At 36.9% G+C, this 8,286-nt stretch carries 11 protein-coding genes; 8 read left to right on the top strand and 3 right to left on the bottom strand.

The window, feature by feature from the left end; translation table 11 throughout:
- The 8 genes from JCM15124_RS16830 to JCM15124_RS12040 form a co-directional block, all read left to right on the top strand.
- A partial coding sequence (locus JCM15124_RS16830; protein WP_232220187.1) for a hypothetical protein occupies positions 1–230 on the top strand: 230 nt, incomplete at its 5' end.
- A 195-nt stretch (positions 231–425) separates the two neighbouring features.
- The gene (locus JCM15124_RS12075; protein WP_024999610.1) at positions 426–731 is read left to right on the top strand and encodes a helix-turn-helix domain-containing protein; all 306 of its coding nucleotides are present in this window, start codon (positions 426–428) and stop codon (positions 729–731) included.
- 7 nt (positions 732–738) lie between these two features.
- Positions 739–1,044, top strand: a complete 306-nt coding sequence (locus tag JCM15124_RS12070; RefSeq protein ID WP_024999609.1) for a helix-turn-helix domain-containing protein — start codon at positions 739–741, stop codon at positions 1,042–1,044.
- Between the two features lie 266 nt (positions 1,045–1,310).
- Positions 1,311–1,511 (top strand): helix-turn-helix transcriptional regulator, encoded by a 201-nt coding sequence (locus JCM15124_RS12060; protein WP_024999607.1) that lies wholly within the window; start codon positions 1,311–1,313, stop codon positions 1,509–1,511.
- Positions 1,512–1,522: 11 nt separating this feature from the next.
- Complete coding sequence (locus tag JCM15124_RS12055) at positions 1,523–2,200, top strand: type II restriction-modification system restriction endonuclease (RefSeq protein ID WP_024999606.1); 678 nt, start codon at positions 1,523–1,525, stop codon at positions 2,198–2,200.
- On the top strand, positions 2,193–3,764 hold the full coding sequence (locus JCM15124_RS12050; protein ID WP_198019145.1) for a class I SAM-dependent methyltransferase: 1,572 nt from the start codon (positions 2,193–2,195) through the stop codon (positions 3,762–3,764). Before JCM15124_RS12055 ends, JCM15124_RS12050 begins: the two co-directional genes overlap by 8 nt.
- A gap of 15 nt (positions 3,765–3,779) precedes the next feature.
- Entirely contained in the window at positions 3,780–5,219 is a 1,440-nt protein-coding gene (locus tag JCM15124_RS14400; RefSeq protein ID WP_024999604.1) for a KAP family P-loop NTPase fold protein, read from the top strand.
- Between the two features lie 159 nt (positions 5,220–5,378).
- Positions 5,379–6,611, top strand: coding sequence for an ImmA/IrrE family metallo-endopeptidase (locus JCM15124_RS12040; protein WP_019036754.1), 1,233 nt, complete (start codon positions 5,379–5,381; stop codon positions 6,609–6,611).
- A gap of 213 nt (positions 6,612–6,824) precedes the next feature.
- Here the strand turns inward: JCM15124_RS12040 and JCM15124_RS12035 are convergent, their stop codons facing one another.
- From JCM15124_RS12035 to JCM15124_RS12025, 3 genes are all read right to left on the bottom strand, one after another.
- Positions 6,825–7,352, bottom strand: a complete 528-nt coding sequence (locus JCM15124_RS12035) for an IS1634 family transposase (protein WP_156930720.1) — start codon at positions 7,350–7,352, stop codon at positions 6,825–6,827.
- Positions 7,285–7,662 carry a transposase gene (locus JCM15124_RS12030; RefSeq protein ID WP_024999602.1) on the bottom strand — a complete coding sequence of 126 codons (378 nt, stop codon included), beginning with the start codon at positions 7,660–7,662 and terminating at the stop codon, positions 7,285–7,287. The genes JCM15124_RS12035 and JCM15124_RS12030 overlap by 68 nt, the downstream gene beginning before the upstream one ends.
- 161 nt (positions 7,663–7,823) lie before the next feature.
- Complete coding sequence (locus JCM15124_RS12025) at positions 7,824–8,240, bottom strand: hypothetical protein (RefSeq protein WP_024999601.1); 417 nt, start codon at positions 8,238–8,240, stop codon at positions 7,824–7,826.
- Between the last annotated feature and the right edge of the window lie 46 nt (positions 8,241–8,286).

The raw sequence follows: 8,286 nt of genomic DNA, 5'->3' as shown, positions 1-8,286 counted from the left end.
GCTTGGTTTTGTTTCCAAGAACGAAGTTGTCAAGAGAATGGGTAAGTTCCAAGCATTCGGAGAGTGCTTGCATAATGTTGCGCACATTGGCAATAAATTTCTCACGGATTTCTGACAGAAAACGGTCGGGAAACAAGGATTTAAGCCCCAAACAAGGGGACAAGTATAGAAATTGTACAGGAAAGGTTGGTGCTTATTTGCTCCAATCTGCATCGTATCGCATCGGCTAAAACGGATATGATAAAATGGCATAAGGAGGCTAAGAAAAAGAGCGAAAACAAAAATCAACTTTCCTTATTTTCCTTGTATTTCCCTACTGTTCCCTCGTGCTTTGAAGTATGGAAAACACATCATACTTTTGCAGGTAGAAACGTGCATTAAGGCGCAAAACAAAAAGGAATTACAAACAAAACAATAATAAGAAAATGGGATATTTTATCATTACGGATTCAAATTGGGCAAAGTTGAGGAATGAGATACTCAGCCTTGCCGAGACCTGCCACAAGTCATTCGGGGAACAGAGCAGGCACACCGATTGGCTGCATAACGGTGATGTGTGCAGGCTGCTCAACATCAGCAAGCGCACCTTGCAGCACTATCGGGATACGGGCGTGTTGCCCTTTGCCCAGATCGGACATAAGTGTTATTACAAGCGTGAGGACGTGGAGCTGTTGCTCCAAACTAAATCGGAGAAGACAAAAACGGACAAACTAAAATCAACAAATAAATAGGAAGACAATGGAACAGGTAAGAGATTTGAACATGGAGGCTGACGATATGCAGGTAGTGCTGTCCGCACTTAGCGGAGTAAGCAAAAGAATTAAGGAAGTGGCACAGACGCACAAACCGTTGTTTGGAGGTGAGCATTTCCTAACGGGCAAGGAGGTGTGCGAGCAGCTGTATATCAGTACCCGAACTTTGCAGGACTATCGGGACAGGAGGGTTATTCCCTACACGCAGTTTGCAGGGAAGATACTCTATAAGGCTTCGGACTTGGAAAGATTGTTGGAGAATAACTATAAAAACAACAAATTAGAAATATGAAAAAAACACTTGTAAAGATTATTATATCATCCTATACAAGTGCTGTACTATCATCTATAATAATTATATTTCCAAATTCAAATCTTTGGAAACCTCATTATCGGCCAAATCTTCATATCTACTTTTGTCTGCTTATCGACCCTTGCATAATGGTATTTAGCAGCAGTTTTTCTCCTAATAGTGGAAAAAGGACTAAGAATTTCATGAAAAATAGAAGTTTTCTCAATACAAATCACTATCTTTGCATATAAATCAATATATGACATATGAATGACATAAACAGACTGAAAATAGTCCTTGTTGAAAAGAAACGAACCAGTAAATGGTTAGCGGAAAAACTAGGTAAAGTTCCTTCGACTGTTTCAAAATGGTGCACCAATGCTCAACAACCCGACTTAATGACACTTACACGCATTGCTGAGCTTTTAGAGGTAGACCGCCGTGAATTAATTAACCCAAGCAAATAAAATCTTGAAATATGACTAAGAAAACATTAAATATCGCAGAGCTTCAAATTGCAGCGAAAAAGTTTTGTGAAAACGAAAGTGGACTTTATCGTTCTGAACTATTTGGCGTTACTGACGGAAAGGCAGTTGGAACTTTTGTCGAACATCTGTTCCAAGAATATTTAGAACAACAGTATGAGATGATAGCTGGTAGCTCCGCCAACGGACTTGACTTACCTTCTGTGAATACAGATATTAAAGTTACCTCAATTAAACAGCCACAATCAAGTTGTCCGTTTAAAGATAGCAAACAGAAAATTTATGGACTTGGCTATAATCTAATTGTGTTTGTTTACCAAAAGACCGATGATGCTAGAACCAAGAAAGGAAGTCTAAATTTCCTTTCCTGTTCTTTTATAGAATCATCCCGAACTGCAGATTATCAGACAACAACAGGTATTTTGAATATCATTGCCAACAATGGCAATGCAGATGATATCTTTGCTTTTTTGATTGACCATCAGATTCCTTCCGACGAGGTAACTTTGATGAAAATGGCAGAGGATATTCTCAAAAATCCGCCAAAAGTTGGTTATCTGACTATTTCCAATGCTTTGCAATGGAGATTGCAATATAGAAGAATCGTAAATTTGACAGAAACAGTTGATGGTATAACCCAAATTATAAAATATTCGGATGACAGTGAATAAAACACCAGAACCATTGTTCCCAAAAGAGAAAGAGGATACAATCCGGGAAAATTATGGCGATTGGCAGACTAACTATGAGTTCGCCAAAAGTGTTTGCCTGTATTTAAAAAATAGAGGTATTGTCCCTAATATTGTTGTGGAACCTACTTGTGGTGTCGGCAATTTCATCGCAGCTGCCATAGATGTTTTTGAAACGGTTAAGAAAGTGTATGGAGTAGAGATTTTTAAAGGTTATGTCGACCAAACAGAAAGAAAACTTCAAGAATACCAAAAGAACAATCTCATTATCAGCTATGAATTGTACAATGCCGATGTGTTTAATTTCGATTTTAGAGAAATAGCCAATCAAAATCCTAATCAAAACATCTTGGTTATAGGTAATCCACCATGGGTGACAAATAGCGGTTTGGGAAAAAACGACGGTGTGAATTTGCCCGTAAAAGGTAACATAAATAAAACAAAAGGGATAGAAGCTATCACAGGCAAAGGTAATTTTGATATTGCGGAGAGTATCTGCGATCAGATAATTGACGCTTTTTCACATCATAGCAACACTCACATAGCGTTGCTTGTAAAAAACTCAGTTGTCAAAAACATTATACATAGACAACATTCCCATCCTCGTCGTATACAAGATGTCAGACAACTCGTTTTCGATGCTAAAAAGGAATTTAACGTTTCCGTTCCAGCATCTTTATTTGAGTGCCATATTGGAAATGATTGTCAAAAAGAATGTATATCGTATGACTTTTATACAAAACGGATTACCCATTCATTTGGATGGGTCAATGAGGCTTTTGTTTCCAATATTCAGGATTACGGACGAACAAGTTTCCTTGATGGTCAATCTCCGTTGATTTGGCGTTCTGGAATAAAACACGATTGCTCGAAAGTCATGGAACTTTCCTTGAACGATTCTATCTATCTAAATGGACTTAAAGAGGTTGTTGATGTCGATGACATCACTGTTTTTCCCCTACTTAAAAGTTCTGATATAGGAAAAGGATTGAAAGGTGTTAGAAAATATCTGATACTACCTCAAACTAATATTTCCGAAAACACCTCAATTCTAAAAGAAAGGGCTCCCAAAACATATTCCTATCTTCTGTCTCATGCCACATATCTGGACGGAAGAAAGAGCATTATATATAAGAATAAACCGAGATTTAGCGTTTTTGGATTAGGTGATTATTCTTTTGCTCCATATAAGATAGTAATTTCGGCTCTATATTCAGATTTGATGTTTTCTTTAGTAGAACCCATTGCCGGTAAACCTGTAATGGTTGACGATACTTGCTACCTGTTAGGCTTTAAAAAGATTGAATATGCAAAACTCACTCTTTTCATTCTACAAAGTGAACCGCTTAAACGGTTTATACAAAATATATGTTTTATGGATGCAAAGCGTATAGTGAACAGAGAATTATTAATGAGAATCAATCTTTATCAGCTTTCCAAAACAGTGGATTATTCTAGCATAGGAATTTCGCAAAAGAAAATACAAGAATATCAAAGTTGGTTATACATGCAAACAACTCCAAACTTATTCTGTAATCAAATATAATTTTTGAATATAAATATGATTTCTAAACTGCCTGAACCCATCATAGATAAGGAAAAACCCTTCAAGAATTGTAAACTTGACCGTCAACAATATGCTGATATTTTAACAAAGGTTGTCAGTCTGAATCATGGTTGTGTATTTGCAATTGATGGAGAATGGGGAAGCGGAAAAACTACATTTGTAAAAATGTGGAAACAAAGTCTTGTAAATCAACATTTTCATGTTTTGTATTTTAATGTTTGGGAACATGATTTTATTACTGATCCCATTATAGGATTGATTAGTCAGTTTCGTGACATGGCGGAAGGCGATGATGCCAAAGTCAAATTTGCAAAGATTGCTGCTGCTGCCGGGAAAGTGACAACAGGCATGTTACCATCTATAGTCAAAGGTTTAACAAAAAAATATTTAGGTGAAGATGTCGTGGAAGTTATTGAATCAGCAACTCAAAAAATAGCTGATTCATTTGACAAAGTAATTGATGACTTTGTTGAGCAATGTCAGTCAATGGAAGAATTCCGCAAAGCTCTTGAAAATCTGGTTGAGTTCATCGCTCAAGATGGGAAACCGTTGATTTTTATAATTGATGAATTAGACCGCTGTAATCCGCGCTTTGCAGTCAAAGTACTAGAACGTGTAAAACATTTATTCTCTGTTCCCAACATTGTGTTTATTCTCTCGATAGATAAAACACAATTATGTCATTCTATATGCGGATACTATGGAAGTGACAACTTAAATGCCGAAGAATACTTGAAACGATTCATAGATATAGAATATAAATTACCCGAACCTGATGTAGATAAATTCACTGCATACCTTTATGAGGTATATGGATTTGATGATTTCTTTGCCTCTAAATCAAGATGTAAATATTTTCGGGAAGGAGACGAAAAAGAAGAATTCTTAAAAATGGCTCATATTCTGTTCGGACATATGCATCTAAATTTAAGACAGATGGAAAAAATATGTGCACATATAAGACTTGTACTTTTGACATTTAGAGAAAATCAATATGTAAACCCTAGTATCATTTTATTTTTAATGTTTTTTCGCTCAACAGATAACGACTTTTACAGTCAAATAGTCCGTAAAAGCATGTCTATACAGGAATTGTTAAATCATATAGAAGAAACATTGCCGAGAAATATATTCATTGAAAACGAATATAGCAGATACACAGTATTTAGACGTATTGTATGGGAAACAGCCAGATTACTTGTCTCATATAATTTAGATATGAATGAACATCAAAAAGAAGAGTTGATAGAGAAAATTGAAAACAATGATAGTTCAAAAGATACTTTCAAATTATTACTGTCAACTAGGGTTATACCACTGAAATCTCTACAAGAGGCGATAATATGGTATTGCCAAAACTCCTATCGAAATGATAGAGTATTACCACTTGACTATATTACACAACATATAGAGCTCCTAGCCCCATTTTCCTAATAATGAAAAAATTATTGGACCTTACACATAAAAAGTGATGTACAGACAATTTACCAGATAACGATTTTATGATATTAGAGTGTACATATATCGTATTAATTAGTTGTATGAAAGAATTTTTACGAAATAAAATACATTAAAAAATTCAAGGAACAATCTATGGTAAGTAAATCAAGTAATCAACACAAAGGAGACTCTTTTGAAAAATTAGTTTTTGCAAAACTAAAAGAACTTATTGAAAGCCAAGATGTACCTGGTATATCACGGTACAATGAGATTTTTTTACATAAGCAATATGCTAGTAAAACTGCTCCTGATGTTATGTTGAACCCGGATATAACCATAGAAATATATTCTAACTCAGACAAGAAAAGATGGAGTAATCTTCTTGTGGTTGAATGTAAGAACCACAAAAGAAAAATTGATAATTCTATTTATCGTGAATTTGTAGGAAATCTTGCCGATTATCCACGTTCAGGAGTTCGTGGTATAATGATTTCATCAGTAGGCTTTACGCAACAAGTAATTACATTAGCTCAAAGCGATAACATCGCATTGGTCGTATTATCAGAAAATAGCGATTGGAAGACCATCATTTGGAGACAAATAAACAGTTTTGAACAGAAACAATTCAAACACAAAGTCTTAATGGGAGAGGCTTCAATTGACTATCCAATAGCATATTGTGGAAATTCGTTTATTACAATTTCGGATTTGTTGCAAGAATATGGTATTCCGATGTTAAATGCTTTACATGTACCATTCATGGAAGATGATAAAATACGTATAAGGGTAAATGAAATCTTACAAGAAACCAAGTACATGATAAAAGAAAACTTTATAAATCGCTGTTTTTCTTTAATTGCAGCTAATTACAAATTTGATTTTGTTGAAATGCAAGATGATTGCTTAGGAAAGTGTGATTTCAAAGATCATGTGATTACCATTAATTCTGTATTGAGCGAACATCGTCAGAATTTCACTATTGCTCATGAATTAGGACACATTGCATTACACTCATCCATTATAGAAAATTTGCGTTCATTTGAAGATAGAGAAAGCGACAAAAACACAATCATAGGAAAATCCACATATGGAAGAATGGAATATCAGGCTAACACCTTTGCATCGTTTCTTCTTATGCCTGAAACCCCATTCTATGTGGAGGTAGACAAACTTTTTAGAAAAAATAGAATTACAACAGGTAGGCTTTATCACGATTATCAACCATGCAATATACGAGATTGTAAGGTTATAATTGGAGCACTATCATCTAAATTTAATGTTTCTCAAGAAGCGGTTGTTGTTCGTTTGAAACGTGCAAATCTCTATATTGAAGGAGATAACTGTAATCCTTTATATGAACATGTGAAGCGTAATTCTTGGTGGTAAATATCTTGTATTTATGAGAATTATCTTCTCACCGAGAAGCCCCTCTTTTGCTCATAGTCGTAATGCCCATCCACCACATTATCTATTTCCCGTTTGGCTTTGATTTGTTCCCGGCTGTCCAAATTCCCTTTTTGCTTGGCTGTGAGGTACAAGAAATCCCTGGCTGCACGATGGGAGTGCTTGTCCTGTTTTCGTCATTGGGACACCCAAATTTCAAAGTCGGGTAGCCATATCGACCAAAGCATATAGTTTACGTTGTTCCTCATCCATTCCAAGAATTCTCTTCACGGCCTGTTTGGAACGCACATGTATGTAGCTGATGTCATACATGTTCTTCGTAAGCTCCTGCGCACGGTGTATGGTTATGTCCGATTTGGCAGCCTTCAGAATTCGTTCCAACTCCAACAGTATCGTGTAAGCCGTGAAACAGATGCAAATGTGCCACTCAATGCGGTTGCGAAGCCTGTGGTATATCGGGCGGACAGCCAAGTCAAACTTGTTGAAACGAAAGGCACGTTCGATGAACCACAAATTACCATATGAATCGATGACTTCTTCTAGTGTAAGCTTCGTATTGGTGACGTAGCCCTTTATGCCGTCCCATGCGGTATCTACTTCAAACTTGCCCATGTCAATGCTGACATCGACGGTGCCGTCAAGTCTGAGGTACTTGTTATAGCCCCTGTTGTTGATACTTTGCTTTGTAAGCCTCCCGCTCTTTACTTTTTTGTAGTCTTGCAAGTTCCTTCTCGTGCTTTCTCTTGTCCTTGTGCGCTCTTTTCTCCGACGAGGACAATATCAGACGCACACCGTTGCCCTTATCGATTTCTTCGGTGTCGCCGTACTTCAAATCTAATGCCAGAATACGATCTTTCATATTGTCGGATTCTGATCTTGGTCTTGCGTCGAGGATATACTCATAGCCATCCGAAGTCAGTGCCTCGATATTCTTCTTGCTGAGCAGCCCAGAATCAGCGACAACTACCGGCTTGCCAAATCCAAAGCGCTTCGCAAGGGCCTTCACTAATGGAACTCGTAGATATTGCCACATCGCAATCGTATTCCTTTTATGTCATTGATGTAGTATGTAGTCATTTCGTAGTAATAAGAAATGATATTCCCCAACTACATTCTAATCTTTTCTTTTTCAACGTAGTATCCCTTAGTGTAGTTATGTAGTAAGATAATATCAGTGAAAGAGAAAAGAATGTATCAGTTATCCGTCTTTCCTATTAAGAATATCGGTGTTATCAAGGATGCAGGTTTCTGCAATCTCTGACAGATATACTTTCTGAACAAATACGCTTCCATGCTGTCCAACAGAAAGGACAGGGCGATGATAATAGGAAGGGGATAAAGTGGTGAATAGCCTACTGTCTCTCCCTTCTTGATAACTTCTTTTTGACCTGCACTCCTTTCATCGGGATGCAGGTTGGAAGATTTCACTATCGTTTGAAGCCTGTGATTGAGTTTTCTCCACGTCACCCCGAAGAACCTCGTAAGTTCGCTCTCCGTCATGGCTACCTCTCCGTTTCCCTTGCGGACAACCTGCATATTACTGCCCCAATCAAGGTAACTGCGATGGTTCTCCGTGCCAGTCATTGTTTTTGGTTTATTGCTCGTATTCATGCCGTTTCCTCCATTTTATAGATTGGTATATCCGAAAGTTCACAAG

Origin of the sequence: Prevotella falsenii DSM 22864 = JCM 15124 (assembly GCF_000613945.1) — a bacterium.
Taxonomy (GTDB): domain Bacteria; phylum Bacteroidota; class Bacteroidia; order Bacteroidales; family Bacteroidaceae; genus Prevotella; species Prevotella falsenii.
This window is presented reverse-complemented; position numbering and strand designations above follow the sequence as displayed.